This is a genomic window from Phaeodactylibacter luteus, assembly GCF_007993045.1.
Lineage (GTDB): Bacteria > Bacteroidota > Bacteroidia > Chitinophagales > Saprospiraceae > Phaeodactylibacter > Phaeodactylibacter luteus.
On sequence record NZ_VOOR01000292.1, the window covers coordinates 1 to 212 of the forward strand.

At 57.1% G+C, this 212-nt stretch carries 1 protein-coding gene; it reads right to left on the reverse strand.

The features are described 5' to 3' along the window. Positions 1–212, reverse strand: a 212-nt coding sequence (locus FRY97_RS22885) for an Ig-like domain-containing protein (protein ID WP_170254930.1), incomplete at both ends; no start/stop codon positions are given.

A 212-nucleotide genomic window follows, 5' to 3' on the forward strand; every position in this document is an offset into this window, starting at 1 on the left:
TATCGTTGTTGGCTATCGGCGCATCGTTTACCGCGTTCACCGTGATGTCCACCGATGCCGTATCGCACAGCTCGGGTGTGCCCCCATCACAGTAGGAGTACTCAAAGGTGTCCATCCCGTTGAAGTCCAGGTCCGGGGTATAGGTGAAGGTGCCGTCCAGGTTCAGCGTCAGCATGCCGTTCATCGGGCCAGCAACCAGCGTGATCAAAGTA